This is a genomic window from Brachyspira sp. SAP_772, assembly GCF_009755885.1.
Classification (GTDB): Bacteria; Spirochaetota; Brachyspiria; order Brachyspirales; family Brachyspiraceae; genus Brachyspira.
The window spans coordinates 1-961 of the sequence record NZ_VYIX01000050.1 but is presented as its reverse complement, the minus strand read 5'-3'; the positions used below and the strand labels follow the sequence as shown (position 1 = coordinate 961).

2 protein-coding genes are annotated in these 961 nt (G+C 24.5%); both read right to left on the bottom strand.

Going from position 1 to position 961, the window contains the following annotated elements:
- Positions 1 to 258: alcohol dehydrogenase catalytic domain-containing protein (locus GQX97_RS12480; protein ID WP_157152235.1), on the bottom strand; the 258-nt coding region annotated here is incomplete at its 3' end.
- A gap of 105 nt (positions 259 to 363) precedes the next feature.
- Positions 364 to 750: a DUF4234 domain-containing protein gene (locus GQX97_RS12475; RefSeq protein WP_015274656.1), complete on the bottom strand. Its 387-nt coding sequence runs from the start codon at positions 748 to 750 to the stop codon at positions 364 to 366.
- Positions 751 to 961: the final 211 nt, after the last annotated feature.

Sequence of the window (961 nt, the reverse complement as noted above, 5' to 3'; positions counted from 1 at the left end):
AATAGCAGGAATTAATACTTTATCACCAGGTTTAAAGTCTTTTACTAAACTTCCAACTTCTACAACTTCACCGCAAGCTTCATGACCTAATATCATGTTATGTCTTTCACCTATAGCTCCTTCCCATAATGTGTGAACATCAGAAGTACATATAGCTACAGCTAAAGGTTTTACAAGTGCGTCTGTAGGTCCGCAAGCAGGTCTTTCTTTCTCAATCCAACCTGATTGACCTATTTTTAACATAGCATAACCTTTCATATTCCTCTCCTTTATATTTAAATTATACCTAATTTATAGTATATAAATATAATAGCAATTGTCAAAGTTAGAGTATGAAAACTTAACTATTTTACTAAATTTATATTAATTAGCTTGAGAAGTTATATTATCAGTACCCATCTTTGAGTATATGCTATTTAATTTATCTTGTATAATAGCAGCTGAAACTATACCTAAACCAACAAATGAAAGTACAAGAAGTAAAACAGAAGCATCTTCTGTATTGTCAATACCTACTTTTGAAGTCATATCTTTATATATTATTCTAGAATATTTATAGAACCAGTATAATTGATAGAATGGTATAAATAAACATAGTATTAATTCTAATGTTGGATTTATTTCTGCATTATTCATAAAGTTTTTTATAGAATCTGTTGTTTTATATAACCARTAYAAATAATATATWCCRCATGTTACAACACTTAATATTACTAGCATTGGGATTGATTTAATATTTTCGTTTTTCATAAAATATCTCCTAAATAAATTAATTTGGTATAGGATAATTTATTTTTAAAAAAAGTCAATTATAATACTATTTTTTTATATATTAGTGATAATATAAATAATATTGAAATTATAATTAAAAATTTATATAATTGCTTTAATTATTATTTTTATAGGATATAAATATGATTAAAAAATCAGCTGAAATTCTATTCGAAGATTTAAAAAGATT